Annotated in this window: 24 protein-coding genes; 9 read left to right on the top strand and 15 right to left on the bottom strand. The window is 64.2% G+C overall.

All coding sequences use genetic code 11. The features are described from left to right. The first annotated feature begins 19 nt into the window (after positions 1 to 19). The 5 genes from PQR53_RS10765 (at position 20) to PQR53_RS10785 (ending at position 4,126) form a co-directional block, all read left to right on the top strand. Positions 20 to 1,051: a glycosyltransferase family 4 protein gene (locus PQR53_RS10765; RefSeq protein ID WP_408452939.1), complete on the top strand. Its 1,032-nt coding sequence runs from the start codon at positions 20 to 22 to the stop codon at positions 1,049 to 1,051. 20 nt (positions 1,052 to 1,071) lie between these two features. Then, positions 1,072 to 1,764 (top strand): diacylglycerol kinase, encoded by a 693-nt coding sequence (locus tag PQR53_RS10770; protein ID WP_408452941.1) that lies wholly within the window; start codon positions 1,072 to 1,074, stop codon positions 1,762 to 1,764. Between the two features lie 183 nt (positions 1,765 to 1,947). Continuing rightward, positions 1,948 to 2,673, top strand: coding sequence for a TetR/AcrR family transcriptional regulator (locus PQR53_RS10775; protein ID WP_179743549.1), 726 nt, complete (start codon positions 1,948 to 1,950; stop codon positions 2,671 to 2,673). Between the two features lie 2 nt (positions 2,674 to 2,675). Further along, positions 2,676 to 3,260 (top strand): LOG family protein, encoded by a 585-nt coding sequence (locus PQR53_RS10780; protein ID WP_408452944.1) that lies wholly within the window; start codon positions 2,676 to 2,678, stop codon positions 3,258 to 3,260. 119 nt (positions 3,261 to 3,379) lie between these two features. Then, entirely contained in the window at positions 3,380 to 4,126 is a 747-nt protein-coding gene (locus PQR53_RS10785) for an SDR family oxidoreductase (RefSeq protein ID WP_408452947.1), read from the top strand. Between the two features lie 8 nt (positions 4,127 to 4,134). Here the strand turns inward: PQR53_RS10785 and PQR53_RS10790 are convergent, their stop codons facing one another. From PQR53_RS10790 to PQR53_RS10860, 15 genes are all read right to left on the bottom strand, one after another. Next, positions 4,135 to 4,737, bottom strand: a complete 603-nt coding sequence (locus PQR53_RS10790) for a DUF924 family protein (RefSeq protein WP_408452950.1) — start codon at positions 4,735 to 4,737, stop codon at positions 4,135 to 4,137. Next, a complete protein-coding gene (locus PQR53_RS10795) occupies positions 4,730 to 5,143 on the bottom strand; it encodes a group II truncated hemoglobin (protein WP_408452952.1) in 414 nt (137 codons plus the stop codon). The genes PQR53_RS10790 and PQR53_RS10795 overlap by 8 nt, the downstream gene beginning before the upstream one ends. Positions 5,144 to 5,171: 28 nt before the next feature. Next, the gene (locus PQR53_RS10800; protein WP_408452955.1) at positions 5,172 to 7,754 is read right to left on the bottom strand and encodes an ABC transporter permease; all 2,583 of its coding nucleotides are present in this window, start codon (positions 7,752 to 7,754) and stop codon (positions 5,172 to 5,174) included. Continuing rightward, positions 7,751 to 8,362, bottom strand: coding sequence for a DUF4126 domain-containing protein (locus PQR53_RS10805; RefSeq protein ID WP_179737174.1), 612 nt, complete (start codon positions 8,360 to 8,362; stop codon positions 7,751 to 7,753). Before PQR53_RS10805 ends, PQR53_RS10800 begins: the two co-directional genes overlap by 4 nt. A gap of 382 nt (positions 8,363 to 8,744) precedes the next feature. Continuing rightward, complete coding sequence (gene sugE, locus PQR53_RS10810) at positions 8,745 to 9,065, bottom strand: quaternary ammonium compound efflux SMR transporter SugE (RefSeq protein WP_408452958.1); 321 nt, start codon at positions 9,063 to 9,065, stop codon at positions 8,745 to 8,747. 225 nt (positions 9,066 to 9,290) lie between these two features. After that, positions 9,291 to 9,989, bottom strand: coding sequence for a two-component system response regulator KdpE (kdpE, locus tag PQR53_RS10815; RefSeq protein WP_179737172.1), 699 nt, complete (start codon positions 9,987 to 9,989; stop codon positions 9,291 to 9,293). Next, entirely contained in the window at positions 9,982 to 12,816 is a 2,835-nt protein-coding gene (locus PQR53_RS10820; RefSeq protein WP_408452960.1) for a DUF4118 domain-containing protein, read from the bottom strand. Before PQR53_RS10820 ends, kdpE begins: the two co-directional genes overlap by 8 nt. A gap of 258 nt (positions 12,817 to 13,074) precedes the next feature. Beyond that, entirely contained in the window at positions 13,075 to 13,653 is a 579-nt protein-coding gene (kdpC, locus tag PQR53_RS10825; protein WP_408452963.1) for a potassium-transporting ATPase subunit KdpC, read from the bottom strand. Positions 13,654 to 13,683: 30 nt separating this feature from the next. Next, positions 13,684 to 15,768, bottom strand: a complete 2,085-nt coding sequence (gene kdpB, locus PQR53_RS10830) for a potassium-transporting ATPase subunit KdpB (RefSeq protein WP_323043589.1) — start codon at positions 15,766 to 15,768, stop codon at positions 13,684 to 13,686. Between the two features lie 88 nt (positions 15,769 to 15,856). Then, positions 15,857 to 17,662 carry a potassium-transporting ATPase subunit KdpA gene (gene kdpA / locus PQR53_RS10835; RefSeq protein ID WP_408452967.1) on the bottom strand — a complete coding sequence of 602 codons (1,806 nt, stop codon included), beginning with the start codon at positions 17,660 to 17,662 and terminating at the stop codon, positions 15,857 to 15,859. Next, complete coding sequence (gene kdpF / locus PQR53_RS10840) at positions 17,659 to 17,751, bottom strand: K(+)-transporting ATPase subunit F (protein WP_007583461.1); 93 nt, start codon at positions 17,749 to 17,751, stop codon at positions 17,659 to 17,661. The genes kdpA and kdpF overlap by 4 nt, the downstream gene beginning before the upstream one ends. Further along, on the bottom strand, positions 17,748 to 17,861 hold the full coding sequence (locus PQR53_RS10845) for a potassium ABC transporter ATPase (protein ID WP_120345708.1): 114 nt from the start codon (positions 17,859 to 17,861) through the stop codon (positions 17,748 to 17,750). The genes kdpF and PQR53_RS10845 overlap by 4 nt, the downstream gene beginning before the upstream one ends. Positions 17,862 to 18,119: 258 nt before the next feature. Next, positions 18,120 to 19,094: a quinone oxidoreductase family protein gene (locus PQR53_RS10850; RefSeq protein ID WP_408452970.1), complete on the bottom strand. Its 975-nt coding sequence runs from the start codon at positions 19,092 to 19,094 to the stop codon at positions 18,120 to 18,122. A 49-nt stretch (positions 19,095 to 19,143) separates the two neighbouring features. Next, positions 19,144 to 19,533 (bottom strand): methylglyoxal synthase, encoded by a 390-nt coding sequence (locus tag PQR53_RS10855; protein ID WP_074284944.1) that lies wholly within the window; start codon positions 19,531 to 19,533, stop codon positions 19,144 to 19,146. Between the two features lie 76 nt (positions 19,534 to 19,609). Then, complete coding sequence (locus tag PQR53_RS10860) at positions 19,610 to 20,392, bottom strand: SDR family oxidoreductase (protein WP_408452973.1); 783 nt, start codon at positions 20,390 to 20,392, stop codon at positions 19,610 to 19,612. A gap of 338 nt (positions 20,393 to 20,730) precedes the next feature. Here PQR53_RS10860 and upp point away from each other — a divergent pair, with 338 nt between their 5' ends. The 4 genes from upp to hemF all read left to right on the top strand — a co-directional run bounded on the left by upp (position 20,731) and on the right by hemF (position 25,231). After that, positions 20,731 to 21,381, top strand: a complete 651-nt coding sequence (gene upp, locus PQR53_RS10865) for a uracil phosphoribosyltransferase (RefSeq protein ID WP_012432337.1) — start codon at positions 20,731 to 20,733, stop codon at positions 21,379 to 21,381. Positions 21,382 to 21,786: 405 nt separating this feature from the next. Further along, on the top strand, positions 21,787 to 22,515 hold the full coding sequence (locus tag PQR53_RS10870) for a YebC/PmpR family DNA-binding transcriptional regulator (protein WP_408452976.1): 729 nt from the start codon (positions 21,787 to 21,789) through the stop codon (positions 22,513 to 22,515). A gap of 258 nt (positions 22,516 to 22,773) precedes the next feature. Beyond that, complete coding sequence (purD, locus tag PQR53_RS10875; protein ID WP_408452978.1) at positions 22,774 to 24,072, top strand: phosphoribosylamine--glycine ligase; 1,299 nt, start codon at positions 22,774 to 22,776, stop codon at positions 24,070 to 24,072. 235 nt (positions 24,073 to 24,307) lie between these two features. Beyond that, a complete protein-coding gene (gene hemF, locus PQR53_RS10880; RefSeq protein ID WP_408452981.1) occupies positions 24,308 to 25,231 on the top strand; it encodes an oxygen-dependent coproporphyrinogen oxidase in 924 nt (307 codons plus the stop codon). Position 25,232 lies beyond the last annotated feature (1 nt).

A 25,232-nucleotide genomic window follows, 5' to 3' on the forward strand; every position in this document is an offset into this window, starting at 1 on the left:
TTCTATTGGGCCGAAACCGATGAAGATCATGATCGTCACCGACGCATGGGAACCGCAGGTCAATGGCGTCGTGCGCACGCTGAAAAACACCACGCGCGAGCTCACCGCGCTCGGCCACCGCGTCGACTTGCTGACGCCGCTCGAATTCAAGACGATTCCGTGCCCGACCTATCCGGAGATTCGCCTGTCGCTGCTGCCGCGCCGCAAGCTGTGCCAGCGGATTGACGAATTCGCGCCCGACGCGCTGCACATCGCAACCGAAGGCCCGCTCGGCATGGCCGCGCGCGCCTACGCGATCCAGCACAAGCTGCCGTTCACGACGGCCTATCACACGCGCTTTCCCGAATACGTGCAGGCGCGTTTCGGCATTCCGCTCGCAATCACCTACAAGTTTTTGCACTGGTTCCACAAGGCGTCGCTGGCGGTGATGGCGCCCACGCCGGTGGTCAAGACCGACCTCGAAAAATTCGGCTTCACCAACGTGGTGCTGTGGACCCGCGGCGTCGACCTCGACATCTTTCACCAGATGGACTCGAAGGTCCTCAACACCGCGCGGCCGATCTTTCTGTACGTGGGACGTGTGGCCGTCGAGAAAAACGTCGAGGCATTTCTGAAGCTCGACCTGCCCGGCTCGAAGTGGGTTGCCGGCGAAGGCCCCGCATTGGCCGAACTGAAGTCACGCTATCCGCAAGCGAATTACCTGGGCGTGCTGACGCAAGCCGAACTGGCGAAGGTCTACGCCGCCGCCGATGTCTTCGTGTTCCCGAGCCGCACCGATACCTTCGGGCTCGTGCTGCTCGAAGCGCTGGCCTGCGGCACGCCGGTCGCGGCGTATCCGGTAACCGGCCCAATCGACGTGCTCGGCGACGGCGGCGCGGGCGCCATGCACGAAGACTTGCGCGAAGCCTGCCTCGAAGCGCTCAAGATCGATCGCAACCATGCGCGCGCGTGGGCCGAACGTTTCTCGTGGACGGCGGCGTCCGAGCAGTTCGCGGCGCATCTGAAGCCGCTGCCGCGCGCCTCGTACAGTGAGGAAAGCGCCGCCGCGTGAGGCGACGCGCCAAGCTGCTTATGCGAACCCGAAACTCCACCGCGGCACGCGCGTCGAACGGCGCGTTGCGCGCCGTCGATGCCGGCACGGACAGCGCCAGCATCGAACCGTTCGACGACGTGCGTGAGCACGTCACCGAGCACGTAGCTGAGCACGTAGCTGAGCACGTAGCTGAGCACGATAGCGGGCACGGCGCGCCAAATCATGCCAATCACGCGAATGGTTTGCGTGGCATGAACGGCGCGCGCTTCGAGCGCGCCGACAGCGATCTGCACCACGAACCGCTCAGCCCCGACGATCCGCTCGCCCCGCTCCCTTTCAATCCGTACAAGGGCAATCGCGGCCTGACCCGCGCATGGCACGCGATGAAAAATTCGCTGGCCGGTTTTCAGGTGGCGATTCGCGAGGAAAGCGCGTTCCGCCAGGAACTCACGCTCGCCGCGATCCTGATTCCCTGTGGCGTGCTGGTGCCGGTCGATCCGGTGTCGCGCGTGCTGCTGATCGGCTCGGTGCTGCTGGTGCTGATCGTCGAGTTGCTGAATTCGAGCGTCGAAGCGGCCATCGACCGGATTTCGCTCGAACGCCATGAGTTGTCGCGCCGCGCCAAGGATCTCGGCAGCGCGGCGGTCATGGTCGCGCTCGGTATGTGCCTGATGACGTGGGGGCTGATTGTTGGGCCGCTCGTCGTGGGTTGGGTCAAAGCGTGGCTATGAGGCGGGCTATGAAGCGTGGCCATAGAGCGCGGCCATGAAGCGGAGGCCGCGCCGTTCCATCGCGCTCTCAGCAATGAAAACCCTGAGTATTCGTTTGGTATAAGAACGGTCGGTTTATAATCGACCGATACCAACCGCGTCCGGGTGGAGCACGCAAGCCCGGCGTAACCAGGGCCGGACTACATGGAAGCCAAACCTCCCCGCCGCACCCGCGAACGGATCCTCGAACTGTCGTTGAAGCTGTTCAACGAGATCGGCGAACCGAACGTCACGACCACGACGATCGCCGAGGAAATGGAAATCAGTCCAGGCAACCTGTACTACCACTTCCGCAACAAAGACGACATCATCAACAGCATCTTCAGCCAGTTCGAGCAGGAGATCGAAAAGCGTCTGCGCTTTCCCGACGATCACCGCGCGACCATCGACGAGATGTGGTCGTACCTGCAGTACATGGTCGATTTCACCTGGCGCTATCGTTTTCTGTATCGTGACCTGAACGATCTGCTGGCGCGCAACCGCACGCTGGAAACGCACTTCAAGCAGATCATCAGCCACAAGGTGCGCTTTGCGAGCCAGTTCTGCGAGCAACTGGTGGCGGACGGCGAAATGGTCGCCACGCCCGAAGAACTGCACGTGATCGCCACCAACATCGGCGTAATCGCGACGTACTGGCTGTCGTATCAGTTCGTGATGAACCCGCGCAAGTACAACGAGCAGGAAACCATTCGCGCTGAACTGCATCAGGTGAGCGTGCAGATCGTCTCGCTGATGGCGCCTTATCTGCGCGGCCGCTCGCGGCAGATTTTCGACGACCTCGTTTCGGGCAAGCTGCCCAAACGCGAGTTCTACGACTACCTGCCGCCGAAAGAAGGCGCCGTGCCCCGTAACGAACCGAAGGACACTTGAGCATGAAGTCGGTGTGTGTGTATTGCGGCTCCTCCGACGGAGCCAAACCGTTGTACGCCGAAGCCGCGCGCGCCTTCGGCCGCGCGCTGGTAAAGGCCGATCTCGCGCTCGTCTATGGCGGCGGCAAGGTCGGTCTGATGGGCGTGATCGCCGATACGGTGATGGCCGAAGGCGGCCGCGCAATCGGCGTGATTCCCGAATTGCTGGTCAACAAGGAAGTCGGCCATAACGGGCTGACCGAGTTGCACGTGGTGCCCGACATGCATCATCGCAAGAAGATGATGGCCGACCTTTCCGACGCGTTCGTCGCGATGCCAGGCGGCGTGGGCACGCTCGAAGAGCTGTTCGAGGTCTATACGTGGGCGCAACTCGGCTATCACCAGAAGCCGGTGGCCGTACTGAATATCGACGGCTTTTACGATCCGCTGATCGCGCTGCTCAAGCACACGGTAGACGAAGGCTTCATGCGGCAGACTTACTTCGACATCCTGCAGATGGAAGCCGATCCCGTCGCGCTGATCGACAAGTTGCAACGCTATCAGCCGCCTGCCAACGACAAATGGGCGATCAAGCGCGACGCTGTTTGATTGTCGTCTGCCGCGCTTGTCTGAGTGCCTGTTCGATTGCTGGATCGATTGCTTGTTCGAGCCTCTGAATGAACCCCGGCCGCACGCGCATGGGCCCTCACCCGAATGATGAGATTGCAATGACGAAAACCGTTCTGATCACCGGCGGCAGCCGCGGCATTGGCCGCGCGACCGCACGTTTGCTCGGCGCACGCGGCTGGTCGGTCGGCGTGAATTACGCGCGCAATCTCGCGGCCGCGCAGGAAACCGTGGCGGAAGTGGAGCGCGCGGGCGGCCACGCGTTGCCGATTGCCGGCGACGTCGCCAGCGAAGCCGATGTGATCGCGATGTTCGACGCCCTCCAGCAAAAGTTCGGCCAGCTCGACGCGCTCGTCAACAATGCCGGGATCGTCGCGCCGTCGAGCCAGCTCGCGGATATGGACCTCGCGCGTCTGAAGCGCATGTTCGACGTCAACGTGCTCGGCGCATATCTGTGCGCACGCGAAGCCGCACGCCGGATGTCGACCAGCCGTGGCGGCGCGGGTGGCGTGATCGTGAACCTCTCATCGGCGGCGGCGCGTCTGGGTTCGCCGAACGAATACGTCGACTACGCCGGCTCGAAAGGCGCCGTCGACACCCTGACCATCGGCCTCGCCAAGGAACTCGGCCCGCAGGGGGTGCGCGTGAACGCGGTGCGTCCCGGCCTGATCGATACCGAGATCCACGCCAGCGGCGGCAAGCCGGAGCGCGCCGCCCAACTCGGCGCCTCCACACCGCTGGGCCGCCCGGGCAGCGCCGACGAAGTCGCCGAGTCGATCGTCTGGTTGCTGAGCGACGCCGCCTCGTATGTGACGGGCGCGCTGCTCGACGTCAGCGGCGGACGCTGAGCGGTCGCCTAGAACGACGAACCAGGTTCTTTCAGAAACGCCGCTTCTTCAGCTGTCGACTGACGCCCAAGCGTTGCATTGCGATGCGGAAAGCGTCCGAAACGCTCGATGATTCTGGCGTGCCTGACCGCGGACGAGTAGTAAGACGCACCGCCCGGCTCGGCCTTCAGCTGCGTGAACAGGCGCAGCGATTCCTGCTGACTCGCGAGCGTTTCGTCATGTTCGAACGGCAAATACGCGAACGCGCGATGATGCGCGCCCGGCAACAAAAGATCGGCGCCGCTTGCGATCATCTGCTGGGCGACGCGCAACGCTTGATGATCGGTAGCGAAAGCGCGCGGCGTACCGCGGTGGCAATTGCGGGAAAACTGATCCAGCACGATGACCAGCGCCAACGCGCCGAGCGGCCTTTGCGTCCAGCTGTCGAGCGCCCCTTCGCGGGCCGAGTCGATGAGTGCGCCAAAGCGTTCCCGCAGCATCGCATCGAAGGCTTTGTCGCGGGAGAACCAGCACTTCCGCTCCTGCCCGAAGGTAGGCGAATCCGGCGCGCCGAACCAGCAGTCGAGTACTGCGCGCGCCTCTGCTCGCAGCCCCGCTCCCCCATCAACCATTGCGGTTGCGCATCCAGTCCGCGGTCTCGAAGAACGACGCCAGCAAGCGTTCCCTCAACGGCTCGGAAAGCCCCACGTCTTCCATCGCCCACGCCATGCAACGCAGCCACTGATCGCGCTCGCTGGAAGCGATCGGAAACGGCATATGCCGCGCCCTCAATCTCGGATGACCGAAGCGGCTGATGTAGTGATCGGGGCCACCCATCCAACCGCACAGGAACCAGAAAAACTTATCGCGCGAGCCGTCGAGCGACTCCGGATGCAAGGCCCGAATCCCGGCGAATTCCGGCTCGAGATCCATCAGGTCGTAAAACCGGTCGATCAGCTCGCGTACACGCGTTTCGCCGCCCACCAGTTCGAAGGCCGTCGGCTGTGCCGTGGACACTTCGTCGTTAAGATCGCTCATACCCAATCACAAAAACAGAAAAGAAAATTCACGCGTCGCGCAGCGATTGCAACGCGGGCCGCGCCAGCACATGCCGCAAGCTGAGCCAGCCGCCCACGCCCGCGCAGGCGATGCCGGCCGCGATCCCCGCGGGCAGCAACCACGGATCGAACGTCAGATAAAACTCGAACACGCGCGTCGCCAGCAACCAGCCGATCACCTGCGCGCCGAGCGCCGCCATCAAACCCGCCAGCGCGCCCACCGACACGAACTCGGCGACTTGCACCGCGCGCACCTGGCGATGCGAGGCCCCCAGCGCGCGCAACAGCGCGGATTCTCGCATGCGCTCGTCACGCGTGCCGGCGAGCGCGGCGTAGAGCACCAGCACGCCGGCCGCCAGCGTGAACGCGAACAGGAACTGCACCGCGCCGATCACCTGCTGCAACACGCGCTGTACCTGCGCGAGAATCGGCGCGGTGTCGATCGCCGTGAGGTTCGGATAGGCAGCGATCAGCCCGTCGATGGTCGATTGTTTGTCGGGCGGCAAATGGAAACTGGTGATGAACGTCGCCGGGAAATCCTGCAACGCGACCGGCGGCATCAGCACGAAAAAGTTAACCTTGAACGAGCCCCAGTCGAGCTTGCGCACACTGGTCACCGGCGCGTCGATCTGCAAACCCGTCACGTCGAAGCGCAGCGTGTCGCCGGGCTTCACATTGATCAGCTTCGCGAGCCCCTGCTCGATCGAAATCTGCGGCGTCTTCGTGTCGCCGTACCACGTGCCGGCAGACAGACGGTTGTCGTCGGGCAGCTCTGTCGTATACGAAAGATTGAATTCGCGGTCGACGAGGCGCCTCGCATCTTCGCCCTTGAACGAATCCGGATTGACCGGCTTGCCGTTGATGGCGATCAGACGGCCGCGCACCATCGGTGAGAGCACCGTGCCGGGCACGCCATGCGTGCCTAGATACTGCGTGACGGCGTCGCGCTGGTCGGGCTGGATGTCGATGATGAATTCGTTCGGCGCGTCGGGCGGCGTCGATTTGCGCCAGCCCGCCACGAGGTCGTTACGCGTCATCGCGATGAGCAACAGGCACATCAGGCCGATGCCGAGCGCGGTGATCTGCAACGCGCTTGCGCCGCTGCGCCGCTCCAGCGACGCCAACGCATAGCGCCAGCCGATGCCCGCGTTCACGCGCTCGCTGCGCACGAGCCGCGACGCGCCCCACAGCGCAACCCGCGCGATGCACGCGAACACCAGCAGTCCGCCGGCGAAGCCGCCCGCGACAATGCCGCCGAGTTTCAACTCGCCCGCCGCGACGATCAGCAGCGCGGCGAACAGCACGATGCCAAGCGCGTAGGCGGCCCAGGCGGTGCGCCCCGCTTCACCCCATTCGCGACGCAGCACACGCACCGGCGGTACGCGAGTCAGCGGCAACAGCGGCGGCAATGCGAAGCCGAGCAACAGGACGAGGCCGGCGGCGATCCCTTCGAGCGCCGGCCACACTGTTGGGTACGGCAACGCGACGTCGATCAGACTGCCGAGCCACGTCAGCAACGCCATGTGCCCCAGGTAACCGAGCGCCACGCCGAGCGCGCCGCCGATCAAACCCAGCGCGACGAATTCCAGCGTGAATAGCGCGCGCAGCGTCCTCTGACTGACACCGAGGCAACGCATCGCCGCGCAGCCATCCAGATGCCGGCGCATATACCGATGCGCGGCCATCGCGATCGCGACCGCCGCGAGCAACGCGGTGAGCAACGAGACCAGCGTGAGGAAGTGGCTCGCCCGATCGAGCGTCTGACGCACTTGCGGCTGACCGTCCTGCAACGATTCGAGCGCGACGCCGCGCATCTTGCCGCCGTCCACTCTGTCATGCGCGAATTGGGCGAAGCGCGCCACGGATGCATCCGTGCCCGCCACCAGCAACCGGTACGTCACGCGGCTGCCGAAGGCGATGAGGCCGGTCGACTGGACCTCGTCGGCACGCAGCATCAAACGCGGTGAAAAATTGACGAACGAGAAGCCACGGTCGAGTTCGCGGGTGATGATCGCGCCAATCGAGAAGCTCCGGGTACCGACCTTCACCGCATCGCCGACATGCAGCTTCAAGGCGTCGAGCAATGCCTGATCGACCCACACCGTACCCGGCGCCGGAATCGACTGGGTTTCGTGGTCCGCCGCGCCCGGCGCCGCGGCAATCCGCAACGCGCCGCGCAACGGATAACCCGGCGACACCGCCTTGATGGCGGCGAGTCGCGACACCGGCTGCGCGCCGGTCGTGTTGATCATGCTAGGGAAGATCGCCGTACTGGCGGTATTCAGACCGAGCGCTTTCGCTTGCTGTGCGAACTGCGGATCGACCGGATGATCGGCGCGGACAATGAAATCGGCGGCGATCATGCGCCGCGCATCACGCTCGAGCCCCTGGTGCAAACGGTCGGCCAGAAAGCCGACACTCGACAAAGCCGCGACGGCCAGCACCAGCGCCAACAGCAGCATCGTCAGTTCGCCGGCGCGCCAGTCGCGTGCCGTCATGCGAATGGCCTGGCGCAGCACGTCCATGCCGCCCAGCCGGCGCGTCGGCTTTGCATCAGCGCGCGCCGTCGAATCTCTTACCGTATCGCTCAATCGTGCCTGCTCCTGGCAAAGCGCGACACCATGTGTGTCGCCATCCCGCGAAAACCGCCCTGTACCCCACGCCACAGCCGCGGCAACGCCCAGCTCGCCAGCATCAGGAAGCCCACCATCAACACCAGAAACAGGAGCGGCACGAACAGCGCTAGCAGCATGCCGCCAAATACGAGACCGTCTTCAGCGGTCGAGGTCACGACATTCGAGACCGGTTCCGGCGACAGATTGATCAGCGCGCGCGTGCCCGCTTTCGCCAGATGCGCGGTGCCTGCCAGCGTGCCGCCGGCGAGCGCCGCGACCGTCAGCAGCGCAGGATCGGCATGGCCGAGTGCGCCGGCCGCCAGCATGGCGCCGGCCGGAATGCGGATGAAGGTATGGATCGCGTCCCATAACGAATCGAACGCGGGGATTTTGTCGGCGAGAAATTCCGTGATCGTCAGCACGCCGGCCACACCGATAACCCACGGCGAGGACAGGGCGGACAGCGTATCGGGTAGATGGACGAGGCCCAGACGCGCGAACACGCCGGCCAGCAGGACTGTCAGATAGAGGCGCAGGCCGCTGCCCCATGACAGGCCCGCAGCAAGCGAAAGTGATTCAAGCATGGCCGCCTCCAGGCGCGCTGTGCGTGCCGGGCGCTTCGACGGGCAAAGGAAAGGGAACCGCCGCACCGAAGACGTCAGACCCGCGCCAAGCCGGCCGCGCCAAATGGGCCGCGGGCAATTTCAGGTTGGATTCAATCTCATTATAGCCACGTTAATTCGCAGAACGCAGAGCCGCGAACAAATGGCGGGCTCGAATGGCGTCTGGCTGCGGCTCAATTGGCGTCTGGTTGGCGTCTGGTTGGCGTCTGGTTGGCGTCTGGTTGGCGTCTGGTTGGCGTCTGGTTGGCGTCTGGTTGGCGCGCGGTCCGCGTCCGGTCGGTGCCGAGTCTGCGCGCGGCGCGAGCACGCTCGCGCCTCGCTCTGCCGGTTGGATATCAAGGACTCAATGCCCGGAGGACAGCTTCAACCCGATCAATCCGATCACGATCAGCGCCGCGCTCGCCACCCGCGCGACCGTCAGGGCCTCCCCCATCATGACGATGCCGAAGATGAACGCGCCGACCGCACCGATCCCGGTCCATACGGCATAGGCCGTACCGAGCGGCAACTGGCGCATCGCCATGGCAAGCAGGACAAAGCTGCCGAGCGCGGTTACCACCGTGAATACGGAGGGCCAGAGGCGGGTGAAACCTTCGGAGGTTTTGAGACCGGCTGCCCACGCGACTTCGAGCAAACCGGCAATCAACAGAAGAAACCAGGACATCAGACAGCTCCATGGTCAGATGGGGCCGTCCCCGTTCGTAGCGGATGCGTAAGGTCGTCCTTACGGACCGTAATTATATCAAAATAGCGCACCGCTTCGGTGCGGCGAGCAGCCGCATGGCTCAGCGGACCTTTCGCAAGCGAGTGGACATTTCGCAACGAATGCGCATTTCGCAACCGAACTGGCACGAGACGCTGGCAAAACCCGCCGTGCGCCTCGGCAAGGTTAAACCGCGCCCACCAGCCGGTAGCCCACACCGGTTTCCGTCACGATATGCTCCGGCTGCGCCGGATCGCGCTCCAGTTTCCCGCGCAGATGCGCCATGTAGATACGCAGATAGTGATGGCTCTCGACATGCGACGGCCCCCACACCTCGCGCAGCAATTGCCGATGCGTCAGCACACGGCCGGCGTGACGTACCAGCGTCGCGAGCAGGCGATATTCGATCGGCGTCAGATGGACGGCCACGCTGTCGCGGCTCACCTGACGCAAGGCCAGATCCACCGTCACCGCGCCGAAGCGCACCACCGGCGATTCATTCGCGCCGCCCTGATTGCGCCGCCGCATATGCGCGCGGATGCGCGCCAGCAGTTCGGACACACCGAATGGCTTGGTGAGGTAATCGTCCGCGCCGGCATCGAGCGCCGCGACTTTCTCGGTTTCCTGGGTGCGCGCCGACAGCACGATCACCGGCAGCTCGCTCCAGCCACGCAGCTCACGAATCACATCGAGACCGTCGGTGTCGGGCAGCCCGAGATCGACGATGATTAGATCGGGTTTGCGCGTCGCGGCTTCGACAAGACCCTGCTTGCCGGTCTCGGCGTCGTGCACGACGATGCCCTCGCCTTCCAGCGCGGTCCGCACGAAGCGGCGAATCTGTTTTTCGTCTTCAATCAGAACGACAGTGATGCTCGGGTCACTCATGGCTAGGCCTGGAAACCGGGTTAAGAGTTGAATCAAGGTCAGGCAACGTGTCGGCGCCTTCGTCTTCCAGCGCATCCGGTGCTTCGGGCGGCGTTTCCACCGGCAGCGTGAACCAGAAGCGCGCGCCTTCGACGCGGCCGTCCGCGGATAAGCGATTGAGCGCGCCGATTGTACCGCCGTGCGCTTCGACGATCGCGCGGCAGATCGCGAGGCCGAGGCCGATGCCCGGCTTGGCCGACTCCTTCTCGCCGCGCGTGAATTTCTCGAACACACGCGCTTCCATGCCGGCCGGCAGACCCGGCCCGCTATCGTCGACCGCGACGCGTACGAACGACTTGCCGTCCGCGTCGAGGCGTTGCGCGCTGATCGCCAAAGGCGTGTCCGGCGCGGTGTATTTGGCGGCATTCTCGAACAGGTTCGAGAAGAGCCGTTCCATCAGCACGGCGTCCAGATGCAACAGCGGCAAATCCGCGGGCAGCTTCACCTGTACCGGATGTTTCGCCAGCACGCGTCTGCATGCCCGCAGCGCGGCGCCGACGGTTTCTTCGAGCAGCGTCCATTGCTGGTTCAGTTGCAGGCTGCCCGCCTGCAGGCGCGCCATGTCGAGCAGATTGGTGACGATGCCGGTCATGCGCAGCGCTTCTTCGTGAATCGCTTCGACGAGATCGTCGCCGGGTTGCGCATCAGCATGCGCCTCGCGCGATTGCGCCAGCATCGACGAGAAGCCGACGATCGTCGTCAACGGTGTACGCAAATCGTGCGAGATGGCCGACAGCAGCGAATTGCGCAAGCGCTCGGATTCCATATTGACGAGCGCGTCGCGCGCGATGTCGACGTAGTGCACGCGCTCGAGAGCCAGCGCGATTTGCGCGGCGAACGCGTCGAGCATGCGTTGCTGCTCGGGCACGTCCAGCTCGCGTTCATCGCGCATCACGACCGCGAGCACGCCGCGCGTGCGCATCGGCGCCTTCAACGGCAAGTACAGCGCCGCGGCGGCCGGCAGCGTATCGGTGCCTTGCCCGGCAGGCTTCTGCTGATCGTAGACCCATTGGCCCACGTCGCTATCGAGCAGTGCGCCGTCGAGCGTGATGGCCGCGTCGGGGTCTTCGATCTTCTGCTTCACCTGATCGGCGCTGTCCGGCAACAGGACCGCGACGCGCGCGCCGAACACTTCGCTCACATGCCGGCTGCCGATGCCGACGATCTGCTCGGTGGTGAGCGCCGCCGCGAGTTCACGCGCCATGGCGTACATCGCGCCGGTGCGTTGCTCGCGACGCCGCGCGACACTCGCCTCACGGCGCAAGCTCGAGGTGAGATGGCTGATGACGAGCGAAGTCAGCAGCATGCCGATGAAGGTCAGCAGATACTGCGTATCGGACACCGACAGCGACATGCGCGGCGGCACGAAGAAGAAATCGAACGCGGCCACGCTCATGAACGACAGTACGACACCCGGTCCGCGGCCCAGCTTCACGGCGGTAAAGATCACGCCGAGCAGGTACAGCATGACGAGGTTGGTCAGATCGATATGATCGATCAGCTGGCTCGACAGCAGCGTAATGGCCGCGCAAATCGCCAGCGCGAAACCGTAAGCACGCGGCGGCGAGCGGCGTTCGCGCGCCGTGCTCAACACCTCGCGCCATGCATTCGCCGTGGTGTTCAGTAAGCGCCGATGCTCGCCGCCGTCACGTTCCGACGACGCGCGAATCAGCGTGAGATCGAGATCGCCCGCGCGTTCGGCGATGCGCTCGCCGAGCGGCCGGCGCAGCCAGCGCGTGAAACCGGTGCGCGCCGAAGCGCCGGCGACCAGCTTCGAGACGTTGCGAGCCTGCGCGTAACCGATCAGTGCGGCGGCCGCATCGGTGGCCGCGAGCGTCGCGGTTTCTGCGCCGAGTTCGGCGGCAAGCTTCAAGGCGTTCAGCGTGCGTTCGCGGCGGGCATCGGGCAAGCGCTGCAGCGCGGGCGTTTCCACGTAGACGGCGATCCAGTCGGCCTTCAGGCTGGCGGCGAGGCGCGCTGCGGCGCGCACCAGCATCGGCGCTTCCGGACCCGGGCCCACGCACACCAGCAAGCGCTCACGCGCCTGCCAGATCCGCTGGATCGAACGATCGGCGCGATATTCCCGCATCTGCGCATCGACCCGGTCCGCGGTGCGGCGCAACGCCAGCTCGCGCAGCGCGATCAGATTGCCCTTGCGAAAGAAGTTGCGCACCGCGCGCTCGGCCTGCTGCGGCAAATACACCTTGCCGTCGCGCATCCGGTCGAGCAGTTCCTCGGCGGGCAGGTCGACCAGCGTGACTTCGTCGGCGCGATCGAACACGCGGTCGGGCACCGTCTCCCAGACGCGGATGCCGGTGATCTGGCCGACCACGTCGTTCAAGCTTTCGAGGTGCTGGACGTTGACCGTGGTGTAGACGTCGATCCCCGCATCGAGCAGTTCGTAGACGTCCTGCCAGCGCTTCAGATGCCGCGCGCCCTGCACGTTCGAATGCGCGAGTTCGTCGACCAGGATCAGTTGCGGCTTGCGCGCGAGCGCGGCGTCGAGATCGAACTCGCCGAGCTTGCGGCCGCGATACTCGATATGCGCGAGCGGCAGCACGTCGAGGCCTTCGAGCAGCGCAGCGGTTTCGCTGCGGCCATGGGTTTCGGCGATGCCGACCACCACGTCCGCGCCTTCATCGGCACGGCGCCGCGCGGCCTGCAACATGGCGTAGGTCTTGCCGACGCCGGCCGACGCGCCGAAGAAAATCTTCAGCCGGCCGCGCTGACGCTTTTCTTCGTCACGTTGCAGCTTGTCGAGCAGTTCGTCAGGATCGGGGCGGTTCATGCTCAATGTTTTTCATAGTAAGGCGAGCGATAGTGCCAGCATGGTGGCACGCCGGCGGCCGGCCCGCAAATGACCATGGCTGCCACGCCGAGTTCGCAGCGATGCATGAGGGTGCCCTGGGTGGCCCGTTGCAACAACGGCCGCGAACAAATGGCGAAGGCGGCACCAGATGGACGCCGCCTTCTCGAACCACAGTCATCCACGGTGCCTGTCGACGTCGAGCGCCGTTAAGAGTCGCCCGGCGACGCCTGACAGCGTTCAACCGTGTTTCATCTCGTCCAGTGCCAGATTCAGTTGCAGCACATTCACGCGCGGCTCACCCAGAATACCGAACTGGCGGCCAGTCGTATAACGATCGACCAGGGCCTGCACGTCGTTCGTGGCGAGCTTGCGCGCCTTGGCGACGCGTTCGATCTGATAAGCGGCGGCCGCCGGGCTGATCTCAGGATCGAGACCACTGCCCGAGGACGTCACCAGATCGACCGGCACCGGATTCGACATATCCGTGCCGGCAGCCTTCAACGCGTCGATACGGCCTTTGACTTCGTCGAGCAGCGCCGGGTTGGTCGGGCCGAGGTTCGAACCGGCCGAGCCCGTCGGGTTGTACGGCATCGGGCTGGTGGCCGACAGGCGGCCCCAGAAGTATTGCGGCGCATCGAACTGCTGGCCGATCAGCTTCGAGCCGACCACCTTGCCGTTCTGCTCGAGCAGGCTGCCGTTGGCCTGATCGTTGAAGGCCGCCTGACCGACCGCGGTCATCACAGCGGGATAAGCGAGCCCGGTGACGGCGGTCAGTACCGCGAAAATCACGATCAACGGACGGAACAGATTTTTCATGATGAGTAATTCCTCTTAAACAGCCGCTTCTCAGACCCAGCCGAACGCGGCCAGCACCATATCGATCAGCTTGATGCCGATGAACGGCACGATGATCCCGCCCAAACCATAGATCAGCAGATTCCGGCGCAGCAGGATCGCCGCGCCCAGCGCGCGATAACGCACGCCTTTGAGTGCCAGCGGAATCAGCAGCACGATGATCAGCGCATTGAAAATCACCGCCGACATGATCGCGGAGGCCGGCGTGGCCAGATGCATCACGTTCAGCGCGTTCAGTGCCGGATAGGTCGTGGCAAAAGCCGCCGGGATGATCGCGAAGTACTTGGCGACGTCGTTGGCAATCGAGAACGTGGTCAGCGAGCCGCGCGTCATCAGCATCTGCTTGCCGATCTCGACGATCTCGATCAGCTTGGTCGGATTCGAATCGAGGTCGACCATGTTGCCCGCTTCTTTCGCGGCCTGCGTGCCGGTGTTCATCGCCACCGCGACGTCGGCCTGGGCGAGCGCCGGGGCGTCGTTGGTGCCGTCGCCGGTCATCGCGACCAGACGGCCTTCCGCCTGGTGCGCGCGAATCGTCGCGAGCTTCGCTTCCGGCGTGGCTTCGGCGAGGAAATCGTCGACCCCGGCTTCTGCCGCGATCGCTGCTGCGGTCAGCCGGTTGTCGCCGGTCACCATGATGGTCTTGATACCCATCTTGCGCAGTTCGGCAAAGCGCTCCTTGATGCCGCCCTTCACCACGTCCTTCAGTTCGATCACGCCGAGCACGCGCGCGCCCTGCTCGCCTTTCTCGGCGACCACCAGCGGCGTGCTGCCGCGACGCGCGACTTCGGCCACTGCCGTGCTGACTTCGTTCGGGAAACGGCCGCCATTCGCTTCGACGTAGTTCTTCACTGCATCAGCCGCGCCCTTGCGGATTTCACGGCCCGGCAGATCGACACCGCTCATCCGCGTTTGCGCCGTGAACGCCAGGAACTGGGCGTGCAGCGAAGCCATATCGCGTTGACGGATGTTGAAACGCTGCTTGGCCAGCACGACGATGCTGCGGCCTTCCGGCGTTTCGTCGGCGAGCGACGAAAGCTGGGCGGCGTCCGCCAGCGCTTCTTCGGTCAGGCCGGGCGCCGGCACGAACTGCGATGCCTGGCGATTACCGAGCGTGATCGTGCCGGTCTTGTCGAGCAACAGCACGTCGACGTCGCCGGCGGCTTCAACAGCACGGCCTGAAGTGGCGATCACGTTCGCCTGCATCATGCGGCTCATACCAGCCACACCGATCGCCGACAACAGGCCGCCGATGGTGGTCGGAATCAGACACACCAGCAGCGCGACCAGCGCGGTAATCGTCACCACGTGGCCCGCTTTTGCAGCTTCGACGGAGAACATCGAGAACGGCAGCAGCGTGGCGGTAGCCAGCAGCATCACGATGGTCAGCGCGACCAGCAGAATCGTCAGCGCGATTTCGTTCGGCGTCTTCTGACGCTTCGCGCCTTCGACCATCGCGATCATGCGGTCGAGGAAGGCTTCGCCCGGATTGGCCGTCACCCGCACGACGATCCAGTCCGACAGCACGCGCGTGCCGCCCGTCACCGACGAAAAGTCGCCGCCCGACTCGCGGATCACCGGTGCGGATTCACCCGTGATCGCCGATTCGTCGACCGACGCGACACCGTCGATCACTTCACCGTCGGCCGGAATCACGTCGCCCGTTTCGACCAGCACGACGTCGCCTTTACGCAGATCCGACGCCGTCAGAATACGGATCGGCGACTTCGGATGCGGCTCGTTGAGCTTCTTGGCCATCACGTCTTTCTTCGCGCTGCGCAGCGACGCGGCCTGGGCCTTGGAACGGCCTTCGGCGAGCGCCTCCGCGAAGTTCGCGAACAGCACCGTGAACCACAGCCACAAGGTGACCGCGAGAATGAAACCCGCGGGCGCCTCGGCCTGGCCGCCAAGCGCGGCGATCCACAGAATGGTCGTCAGAATGCTGCCGACGTACACGCAGAACATCACCGGATTGCGGAACTGCGTGCGCGGCGTGAGCTTTTTGAAGGAGTCCACGATCGCCGGGCGCAGCAGCGCCGGGTCGAACATGGACCTGGTTGCATTATGTTCAGTCATTGAATCCTCGAATTTCCCGTTTGCGCCTTGCCACTCGCTGGTCGCGCTTGTGTCATCCCGATCATTCCGATCATCTCGACGGGCCGCCTCAATGGGCGCCCATCATGATCAGATGTTCGACACCAGGACCGAGCGCGAGCGCAGGCACATAAGTCAGCGCACCGACCAGCAGCACCGTGCCGAGCAGCAGCACGACGAACAGCGGGCCATGAGTCGGCAGCGTGCCGCCGGTCACACCGATGCGCTTCTTGGCGGCGAGCGAGCCCGCAATCGCCAGCACCGGGATGACCGTGCCGAAGCGGCCGAACCACATCGCGATCGCTGTCAGCCAGTTGTAGAACGGCGTGCTCACTGTCAGACCGGCAAACGCACTACCGTTGTTGTTCGCAGCCGAACTGAACGCGTAGAGGATTTCGGAGAAACCGTGCGCGCCGGGGTTGGCGATACCCGCCTTGCCCGCGTCGGTCAGCACCGCGATCGACGTACCCACCAGCACCAGCAGCGGCGTGAGCAGCACCACGATCGACACCATCTTCATTTCGTACGCTTCGATCTTCTTGCCGACGTATTCCGGCGTGCGGCCGATCATCAGGCCCGCCACGAACACCGCCAGCATCGCGAACACGAGCATCCCGTACATACCGGAACCCACGCCGCCGAAGATCACTTCGCCGAGTTGTATCAACAGCATCGGATAGAGGCCGCCGATCGGCGTCAGCGAGTCGTGCGTGTTGGCCACCGCGCCGCACGAAGCCGCCGTGGTCGCCACCGTGAAGATGCCCGACTGCGCGATACCGAAGCGCGTTTCCTTGCCTTCCGCATTACCGCCCGACTGCAACGCATTCGCCGATTGATCGACATGCAACGCCGTCAACGCCGGATTGCCCGATTGCTCGGCGCTGATCTCGCCGAACACGCACACGCCGAAGGCGATCGCCATCGCCGCGAGCACGGCCACGCCCTGCTTGCGATCCGTGATCATCCGGCCGAACACCAGCGCGAGCGACGCGGGGATGAGCAGCATCGAGAAGATCTGCAGGAAGTTCGAGAACGGCGTCGGGTTTTCGTACGGATGCGCCGAGTTGCCGTTAAAGAAGCCGCCACCGTTGGTGCCGAGCATCTTGATGGCTTCCTGCGACGCCACCGGGCCCATCGCGAGGGTCTGCGTCTTCACGGGTGTGTCGACCGTCACTGCATTGCCCTTGGCATCCTTCACGGGATTGCCTTGTGCATCGAGCTTCGGCGCGGCATACGTAGTGGTTTGCAGCGTCGGCACGTCTTCATACGCCTTGAAGTTCTGGATCACGCCCTGGCCCATCAGAACCGCGGCGACGATCACCGACAGCGGCAGCAACACGTAAAGCGTCACCCGCGTGAGGTCGACCCAGAAGTTGCCGATGGTCTGCGCGGTATGACGCGCGAAGCCGCGAATCAGCGCAATCACCACCACAATGCCGGTGGCCGCGGAGAAGAAGTTCTGCACGGTCAGGCCGAGCATCTGCGTCAGGTAGCCAACGGTTTGCTCAGGCGTGTAATCCTGCCAGTTCGTGTTGGTCACGAAGCTGACCGCGGTATTGAACGCGCCGTCTACCGTCATCGGGCCGAACTGCTGCGGATTGCCCGGCAGCCAGCCTTGCACGCGCAACAGCACGTAAAGGAACAGCACGCCGAGCACGTTGAACGCGATCGTCGCGATCGCGTAGTGCTTCCAGCTCATTTCCGTCGACGGATCGACGCCCGCAATGCGGTACAGCAAGCGTTCAAGCGGGCCGCCTAAGCGGACCACGCGCGAAGTGCCGTCCATCACATTGCTCAGATAGCGGGACATCGGCACCGCGGCTAGCAGCAGCACGACGATGAAGAGGCCCGCTTGCAGGACATTGTTCGAGTTCATTCAATGTCCTCCGCGCGCAACAGCGCATAGACCAGGTACGCAAACAACAGCGCGGTAGCCGCGCCCGACAACCAGAGAATCCAGTTCATGACCGCGCTCCCTGACCACGCCGGAACTGCATCAACTTCTCGCAGCCGGCAATCAATGCAAAGGTCAGCGCGGAAAACAGCACCAGCCCCCCGACATACAGCACATCCATCTTGTTCTCCACTCACGGACTTTGGATGGGTGCAACGTTATGCCGATCCGCGTAAAGGGCAGGTCAAAGATTTGAGATGGAGTGTAAAAATCGCGTAAACGCAAAAGGCCGTTCCATCGGGGACGGAACGGCCTTATGGCGACGGGATATGGGCTTGCGGCATTTCGCGCCAACCCGGATGTCGCCTGCGGCGAGCGTCATGGCGCTGTGGTTTTTACACCCGCGCGATGCCGCGCCCTGGGGTCATGGCATGAACGGTTACGGCAGCAGAACCGTCGAGCCCGTGGTACGGCGGCCTTCGAGATCCGCGTGGGCGCGGCCGACATCCGCCAGCGCATAACGCTGGTTGATGCTCGTCTTCACCTTGCCCGACACCAGCACGTCGAACAGCTCGGAGGACATTGCCTCGTAGTCGCTGCGTTTGGCGATATAGGTGAAGAGCGTGGGACGCGTAAAGAATAGTGAACCGCGTCCAGCGAATTCCGACGAATCGATCGGCGGCAACGGTCCCGATGCATTGCCGAAGCTCACGAACAGGCCGAGCGGCGCAAGGCAATCGAGCGAGCCGGTAAACGTGTCCTTACCGATCGAGTCGTACACCACCGGCACACCCGCGCCATTGGTGATCTCACGCACGCGCTTGGTGAAGTTCTCGCGCGTATAAACGATCGCGTGGTCACAGCCGTGCGCTTTGGCGATCTCGGCTTTCTCGTCGGAGCCGACCGTGCCGATCACTGTCGCCCCCAATGCCTTCGCCCATTGGCACACCAGCAGCCCAACGCCGCCGGCCGCGGCCTGGATCAGGATCGTGTCGCCGGCCTTCACCGGGTACGTGCGGCGCAGCAGATATTGCGCCGTCAGCCCTTGCAGCATGACAGAAGCGGCCTGTTCGTCGCTCAACGCGTCCGGCACCTTGACGACTTGCGCCGCCGACAGCACCCGCTCCTGGGCATAGGCGCCAGGCGGACGCGCCACGTATGCCACGCGATCGCCCGCCTTGAAACCGCTCACGCCCGTGCCGACCGCGGTGACTTCACCCGCCGCCTCCATGCCGAGGCCGCCGGGCAGCGGCAATGGGTACAGGCCAGTGCGGAAATACACGTCGATATAGTTCAGCCCGACCGCGTTCTGCTTGATGCGAATCTCACCCGCGCCTGGCTCGCCTACTTCCACGTCGACCCATTTCATCACTTCCGGGCCGCCGGCTTTATCGAATCGGATTGCTTTTACCATCATGTCTCCTTGGTGTGTGACGTCGACCGATCGCGCAACACGCGCGCGTTCAGACCTGCTGCGTGAGGCGCAAGGTCAGCACGTCGAGAATCATTCGCGCGGTCGAAATGTTCGTGGCGCAGGGAATGTTGTGCACGTCGCAGGCCCGCACCAGCGCGTTGATATCCGGCTCGTGCGGCTGCGGGGTCATTGGGTCGCGCAGGAAAATCACCATGTCCACCCGCCCTTCCGCGAGTTGCGCGCCGATCTGCAAGTCGCCGCCGTGCGGGCCGGACAGCATGCGTTCGACCGTGAGACCGTGCGCGTCACCGATACGCGTACCGGTCGTGCCGGTCGCGACGATCTCGCAACGCCTGAGCGTATCGACGTATTCGCCGGCCAGTTTGACGATGTCGTCTTTCTTGTGATCGTGCGCGATTAGCGCGATGCGGGTGCTCATGACGTAAAACTCCTGAAACCGTTGTGATTGTCGTTGTTGTAGTGAGAGTGCTGCGGTTGCTTCAAAACAGGGACGCTCAGAACGTACCGGGGTAAGTGCCGCCGTCCATCAACCAGTTCTGCCCGGTGATGTAGCCGGCGTGCACGCTGCACAGGAACGCACAGGCACGGCCGAATTCGTCGCGATTGCCGAAACGGCCGGCGGGGATCGTCTTCATGCGCTGCTTGCGCGCATCTTCGATGGAAATGTCTTGCGCCTTGGCTTGCGCCGCGAAGGTGGTGGCGATCCGGTCGGTGTCGAAGATGCCCGGCAACAGGCTGTTGATCGTCACGCCCGAGGCCGCCACCTTGCTGCGCGCGAGACCCGCGATGAAGCCGGTCAGGCCCGAGCGCGCACCGTTGGACAAGCCGAGCACGTCGATCGGCGCCTTCACGGCGGAACTCGTGATATTGACGATGCGCCCAAAGCCGCGCTCGCCCATCCCGTCGATGGTCGCGCGGATCAGCTCGATCGGCGTGAGCATGTTGCTCTCCAGCGCACGGATCCAGTCTTCGTGCGTGAAGTTGCGGAAGTCGCCCGGCGGCGGTCCGCCCGCGTTGTTGACCAGAATGTCCGGCTGCGGGCACGCGGCGAGCGCCGCGGCGCGTCCTTCCGGCGTGGTGATGTCACATGCCACGGTTTTCACTTCCACGCCGCTTTGCTTGCGGATTTCGGCGGCGGTCGCCTCCAGCGTCTCCGCCGTGCGCGCAACGATCGTCAGATTGACGCCTTCGGCTGCCAGCGCTTCCGCGCAGCCGCGCCCCAATCCCTTGCTGGCCGCGCAAACTAGCGCGGTGCGTCCTGCGATTCCCATGTCCATGTGTGTATCCTCGTGACGTGAATGTGCGCGTCGTTGTGACTCGATTGCGAACCGGTCGTGGACCGGTCGCGCCTTTCGTGACTTGCTCGTAGCCCGGCTCGTGACCCGGCTTGCGACCCGTGTCGCCGACCAGGGCCGCCCAATCGTGGCCGTGTTTCCCCCGATTCTAGAAGAATCGGTGCCGGACTGCCCCGGGCTGCTGCAATCTCCGGTATCTTCCGGCGGCACTCTTTCGGTAAACTTGCGCCGTGGCGTGCCCGCCGGCCGTATTTTCAGCCGGCGTCAGCCGCCGATCCGATACCGGAACCGATCCCTTTTTCCGCCGCTTGCGCCCCGCCATGACTCAGGACAGCCGTTTTCCCAATCTTTTCATCCTCGATCACCCGCTGATCCAGCACAAGCTGTCGCATATGCGCGACCGGGACACCTCGACTCGCACGTTCCGCGAACTGCTGCGCGAGATCACGCTGTTGATGGGCTACGAGATCACCCGCAACCTGCCGATGACCACGCGCCGCCTCACCACGCCGCTGGTCGAAATCGACGCACCGGTGATCGCCGGCAAGAAACTGGCGATCGTGCCGGTGCTGCGTGCCGGCATCGGCATGTCGGACGGTCTGCTGGAGCTGGTGCCGTCGGCGCGCGTGGGCCACATCGGCGTGTATCGCGCCGAGGACCATCGCCCGGTCGAGTATCTGGTGCGCCTGCCGGATCTGGAAGACCGCGTGTTCATTCTGTGCGATCCGATGGTCGCGACCGGTTACTCGGCTGTGCACGCGGTAGACGTGCTCAAACGCCGCAACGTGGCGGGCGAGAACATCATGTTTCTCGCGCTGGTGGCCGCGCCGGAAGGCGTGCAGGTGTTCCAGGACGCGCATCCGGACGTCAAGCTGTACGTGGCCTCGCTCGATTCGCACCTGAACGAGCACGCGTACATCGTGCCGGGTCTCGGCGACGCCGGCGACCGCCTGTTCGGCACGAAAAACTGACTGCAGGTTGAAAAGTGAAATGGCCGGGAGGAGGCGCGCGCAAAACGCCGCCGTTCGATTTACCCGCACGTTCCGGCCACGCTCCCCTCTGCCGCGCTCCCGCGCCGTGATAAAATTCGAATCCGCTCAAAGAGCGGCTCAACTTGCACAACTGCCTGGCGCATCGCGCCTTTACGCGGGGCTTGCTGGAACTGGCGCGGCGTTTTCAGCCCGCTAGCCGCACCGCCTGGCCCCAACCGCGCTGCAAAACCGGTCCCGCTAGCCGCGGCGCAACCGGACACAGCCGGGCGTTATCAAGCTGAAACCGTCTGAATCGAGGCGCAAGATCGCAATCACCAGCGCCCGGCATCGCAACGACAATTGCACAATGCGTGCGCCCCGCTGGCGCGCGCGATGGAGAAAGGTATGGCGGGTCATTCGAAATGGGCCAACATCAAGCATAAGAAAGCAGCGGCCGACGCCAAGCGCGGCAAGGTCTGGACGCGGCTCATCAAGGAAATTCAGGTTGCGGCCCGCATGGGTGGCGGCGACATCGACTCGAATCCGCGTCTGCGGCTCGCCGTCGAAAAGGCGTACGACGCCAACATGCCGAAAGATAACGTCAACCGCGCGATCCAGCGCGGTGTGGGCGGCGTGGACGGCGCAAACTACGAAGAAATCCGCTACGAAGGCTACGGCATCGGCGGCGCGGCGGTGATCGTGGATACCATGACCGACAACCGCACGCGCACGGTGGCGGACGTGCGTCACGCGTTCTCGAAGAACGGCGGCAACATGGGCACGGACGGCTCAGTGTCGTTCATGTTCGATCACATCGGCCAGTTCCTGTTCGCGCCCGGCACGGCTGAAGACAAGCTGATGGAAGCCGCACTCGAAGCCGGCGCTGACGACGTCGTCACGAATGAAGACGGCAGTATCGAAGTGCTGTGCCCGCCGAACGATTTCCCGAAGGTGAAGACCGCGCTCGAAGCCGCGGGCTTCAAGGCCGAACTGGCCGAGGTGACGATGAAACCTCAGACGGAAGTCGAATTCACCGGCGACGACGCGGTGAAAATGCAGAAACTGCTCGACGCGCTGGAGAGTCTGGACGACGTGCAGGAAGTCTATACAAACGCCGCGATCGCCGACGAGTGAGCGCGCTCCGGCGGCGCGTTGCATCTGACACGTGACACGACGTGGCGCGTGGATCGGCATTGAATCACGCCGGCGCCTCCGGTGAGCCTCGCGGCTACTGAGCGGGCGTTGGTTTATGCCCTTCCATACCGTTCCACCCGGGTTCGCTATGTGCCCTGCGCCGCGCTCTGGCTGCGGGCCCATTGCAAACCTCGCTGTTATTCCACGGCTGAGCGTGATGCTTCAGCCGTTTATGGTTTTTAAGTCTCGGGGATTCACATGAAGTTACTCGTCGTCGGTTCCGGCGGTCGCGAACATGCGCTCGCATGGAAGCTCGCGCAATCGCCGCGGGTCCAGCTCGTCTACGTTGCACCCGGCAACGGCGGCACGGCCCAGGACGAGCGTCTGCGCAACATCGACATCACCGATCCTGCCGCGCTCGCCGATTTCGTCGAGCAGGAACAGATCGCGTTCACGCTGGTCGGGCCGGAAGGTCCGCTCGCCGCGGGGATCGTCAACCTGTTCCGCTCGCGCGGCCTGAAAATTTTCGGACCGAGCAAGGAAGCCGCGCAGCTCGAAAGCTCGAAGGATTTCGCCAAGGCGTTCATGAAGCGCCATGCGATCCCGACCGCCGAGTACGAAACATTCGCCGACGTTGCCGCCGCGCACGCGTATCTGGACGCCAAGGGCGCGCCGATCGTGATCAAAGCCGACGGCCTCGCCGCCGGCAAGGGCGTGGTGGTCGCGCAAACGCTGGAAGAAGCGCACGCCGCGGTCGACATGATGCTGTCGGACAACAAGCTGGGCGATGCCGGCGCGCGGGTCGTGATCGAGGAATTCCTCGCGGGCGAGGAAGCGAGTTTCATCGTGATGGTGGACGGCAAACATGTGCTGGCGCTCGCCTCGAGCCAGGACCACAAGCGTCTGCTCGACGCCGATCAGGGTCCGAACACGGGCGGCATGGGCGCCTACTCGCCCGCGCCGATCGTCACGCCGCAACTGCATGCACGCGTGATGCGCGAAATCATCCAGCCGACCGTGCGTGGCATGGAGAAAGAAGGCATCCGCTTCACCGGCTTCCTGTACGCCGGCCTGATGATCGACGCACAAGGCAATCCGAAGACGCTCGAATTCAACTGCCGGATGGGCGACCCGGAAACGCAGCCGATCATGGCGCGCCTGAAAGGCGACTTCTCGAAGGTGGTCGAGCAGGCGATTGCCGGCACGCTGAACACGATCGAACTGGAATGGGACCGCCGCACCGCGCTGGGTGTCGTGCTCGCGGCGTACAACTATCCGGACACGCCGAGAAAGGGGGACCGGATCAGTGATATTCCGGCCGAGACCGACGATTCGGTCACGTTCCACGCCGGCACCACGCTCGCGGACGGCAAGCTGAGCACCTCGGGCGGCCGCGTATTGTGCGTGGTCGGTCTGGCGGATTCGGTGCGCAGCGCGCAATCGGTCGCGTACGAGACGATCAACCAGATCTCGTTCGACGGCATGCAATATCGCCGCGACATCGGCTACCGTGCATTGAACCGCAAGCACGACACCAAGACAGAAGGCAAGCACTAAGCCACACCCCCACTCGCCCGCATGCGGCGCCAACGGCGCTACACTGCGGGTTTTCGCGGCCGTCACTGCGCCCATCGCACCATCTGGATGCCCGGGTCGAGTGGCATTCACCCGGCGCGAACGAATAGGCCGCCGCGCCTTCGCAGGAGCAGCAACATCCTGACGAAGGCCCGGCCGTCGCCCTTCACGAAGAACCCGCGGCACGTCGAGCGTGCCGCCCTCAGCACCTGCACTCATGACCGATTCGACCTATGACGCACAGGCCGTGCGCAGCTGGCTGCAAGGCCTGCAAACGCAAATCGCGGACACGCTCGGTGCGTTCGACGGTAAGCCGTTCGCGACCGACGCATGGCAGCGCGCTCCCGGCGAAAAGCTGCGCGGCGGCGGCTGCACGCGGATTCTGGAAGGCGGCAACTTCTTCGAGCGCGCCGGCGTCGGCTTCTCGGACGTCGCGGGCGACGCGTTGCCGGGTTCGGCGAGCGCCGCGCGTCCGCAACTGGCCGGCCGTGGTTTCGAAGCCATGGGCGTTTCGCTCGTGCTGCACCCGCACAATCCGCACTGTCCGACCGTGCACATGAACGTGCGTCTGCTGGTTGCAACCAAAGCCGGCGAAGAGCCGGTGTTCTGGTTCGGCGGCGGCATGGATCTGACGCCGTACTACGGCTACGAGGAAGACGCGCAGCATTTCCATCGGGTGTGCCGCGACGCGCTGCAGCCTTATGGCGCGGACCTCTACCCGAGTTTCAAGCGCTGGTGCGACGAGTATTTCTTCCTCAGGCACCGTAACGAACCGCGTGGCATTGGCGGGATTTTCTTCGACGATTTCTCGGCGCTGGGTTTCGATCAATCGTTCGCGATGCTGAAAAGCGTCGGCGAGGGATTCCTCAAAGCGTACCTGCCGATCGTCGAAAAGCGCCGCAACATTCCGTACGGCGAAGCCGAGCGGGACTTCCAGGCATACCGGCGCGGCCGCTACGTCGAGTTCAATCTGGTCTTCGACCGTGGCACACTGTTCGGGCTGCAGAGCGGCGGACGCACCGAATCGATTCTGATGTCGATGCCGCCTGTGGTGAACTGGCGCTACAACTGGCAGCCGGAACCGGGCACGCCGGAAGCGCGTCTTTACAGCGATTTTCTCGTGCCGCGCGAGTGGGTGTGAG

Source organism: Paraburkholderia fungorum, from assembly GCF_046027605.1.
GTDB classification, from domain to species: domain Bacteria; phylum Pseudomonadota; class Gammaproteobacteria; order Burkholderiales; family Burkholderiaceae; genus Paraburkholderia; species Paraburkholderia fungorum_F.

Excerpts from the sequence above, each read along its gene's own strand:
- PQR53_RS10765 (WP_408452939.1), top strand. The coding sequence starts at position 20 with ATGAAGATCATGATCGTCACCGACGCATGGGAACCGCAGGTCAATGGC.
- PQR53_RS10770 (WP_408452941.1), top strand. The coding sequence starts at position 1,072 with ATGCGAACCCGAAACTCCACCGCGGCACGCGCGTCGAACGGCGCGTTG.
- PQR53_RS10775 (WP_179743549.1), top strand. The coding sequence starts at position 1,948 with ATGGAAGCCAAACCTCCCCGCCGCACCCGCGAACGGATCCTCGAACTG.
- PQR53_RS10780 (WP_408452944.1), top strand. The coding sequence starts at position 2,676 with ATGAAGTCGGTGTGTGTGTATTGCGGCTCCTCCGACGGAGCCAAACCG.
- PQR53_RS10785 (WP_408452947.1), top strand. The coding sequence starts at position 3,380 with ATGACGAAAACCGTTCTGATCACCGGCGGCAGCCGCGGCATTGGCCGC.
- PQR53_RS10790 (WP_408452950.1), bottom strand. The coding sequence starts at position 4,737 with ATGGTTGATGGGGGAGCGGGGCTGCGAGCAGAGGCGCGCGCAGTACTC.
- PQR53_RS10795 (WP_408452952.1), bottom strand. The coding sequence starts at position 5,143 with ATGAGCGATCTTAACGACGAAGTGTCCACGGCACAGCCGACGGCCTTC.
- PQR53_RS10805 (WP_179737174.1), bottom strand. The coding sequence starts at position 8,362 with ATGCTTGAATCACTTTCGCTTGCTGCGGGCCTGTCATGGGGCAGCGGC.
- sugE (WP_408452958.1), bottom strand. The coding sequence starts at position 9,065 with ATGTCCTGGTTTCTTCTGTTGATTGCCGGTTTGCTCGAAGTCGCGTGG.
- kdpE (WP_179737172.1), bottom strand. The coding sequence starts at position 9,989 with ATGAGTGACCCGAGCATCACTGTCGTTCTGATTGAAGACGAAAAACAG.
- PQR53_RS10820 (WP_408452960.1), bottom strand. The coding sequence starts at position 12,816 with ATGAACCGCCCCGATCCTGACGAACTGCTCGACAAGCTGCAACGTGAC.
- kdpC (WP_408452963.1), bottom strand. The coding sequence starts at position 13,653 with ATGAAAAATCTGTTCCGTCCGTTGATCGTGATTTTCGCGGTACTGACC.
- kdpB (WP_323043589.1), bottom strand. The coding sequence starts at position 15,768 with ATGACTGAACATAATGCAACCAGGTCCATGTTCGACCCGGCGCTGCTG.
- kdpA (WP_408452967.1), bottom strand. The coding sequence starts at position 17,662 with ATGAACTCGAACAATGTCCTGCAAGCGGGCCTCTTCATCGTCGTGCTG.
- kdpF (WP_007583461.1), bottom strand. The coding sequence starts at position 17,751 with ATGAACTGGATTCTCTGGTTGTCGGGCGCGGCTACCGCGCTGTTGTTT.
- PQR53_RS10845 (WP_120345708.1), bottom strand. The coding sequence starts at position 17,861 with ATGGATGTGCTGTATGTCGGGGGGCTGGTGCTGTTTTCCGCGCTGACC.
- PQR53_RS10850 (WP_408452970.1), bottom strand. The coding sequence starts at position 19,094 with ATGGTAAAAGCAATCCGATTCGATAAAGCCGGCGGCCCGGAAGTGATG.
- PQR53_RS10855 (WP_074284944.1), bottom strand. The coding sequence starts at position 19,533 with ATGAGCACCCGCATCGCGCTAATCGCGCACGATCACAAGAAAGACGAC.
- PQR53_RS10860 (WP_408452973.1), bottom strand. The coding sequence starts at position 20,392 with ATGGACATGGGAATCGCAGGACGCACCGCGCTAGTTTGCGCGGCCAGC.
- upp (WP_012432337.1), top strand. The coding sequence starts at position 20,731 with ATGACTCAGGACAGCCGTTTTCCCAATCTTTTCATCCTCGATCACCCG.
- PQR53_RS10870 (WP_408452976.1), top strand. The coding sequence starts at position 21,787 with ATGGCGGGTCATTCGAAATGGGCCAACATCAAGCATAAGAAAGCAGCG.
- purD (WP_408452978.1), top strand. The coding sequence starts at position 22,774 with ATGAAGTTACTCGTCGTCGGTTCCGGCGGTCGCGAACATGCGCTCGCA.
- hemF (WP_408452981.1), top strand. The coding sequence starts at position 24,308 with ATGACCGATTCGACCTATGACGCACAGGCCGTGCGCAGCTGGCTGCAA.